This window comes from Undibacterium hunanense, assembly GCF_014284335.1.
GTDB lineage: Bacteria > Pseudomonadota > Gammaproteobacteria > Burkholderiales > Burkholderiaceae_D > Undibacterium > Undibacterium hunanense.
This window is the reverse complement of the sequence record NZ_JACOGF010000054.1, coordinates 1-455: the sequence shown is the minus strand read 5'-3', so window position 1 is coordinate 455 and position 455 is coordinate 1. Positions and strand designations below refer to the sequence as shown.

Here is a 455-nt window from a genome sequence, read left to right as displayed (position 1 = left end):
CCCCAAATCGCCGCGGCTTTTTTTCTTAACACCAATAATGCCTCCGACTCTGCCAGTTGATTCTCTCTCTTGATGAGCTTGCGTTCCAGTTCGTTGATTCGTCTGGTTTGGCTGGCACTAGGATGGGACTGTACTAAAGGCTCATTGGCTTGTTCACAGACCAGACTCCATTCCCTGACTTGCTCTGGATAAATGCCTTTTCTCCTGCAATAAGCTGATAATTCAGTTTCGCTTAAGCTAGCCGTTTCCAGCACAATTCTGAATTTATCTGCACTGCTCCACTGATCACTGGATTTACTATCTCCTGGCACAATTCTTCCTTCTGCTCTCGCTTCTTTCTGCCAAATTCGCAGAGTGGGAGTAGTGATTCCTGTGGCTTGGGCTAACTCCACAATGGCACGATTGATGGGCGGCGTCATTTGTTGTATTACCCATTCTTTTTGTTCTGCTGTATA

The 455-nt window shown here is 46.4% G+C and carries 1 pseudogene; it reads right to left on the bottom strand.

The features are described 5' to 3' along the window. A pseudogene (locus H8L32_RS27285) lies at nucleotides 1-455 on the bottom strand (IS3 family transposase); the annotation flags it as partial.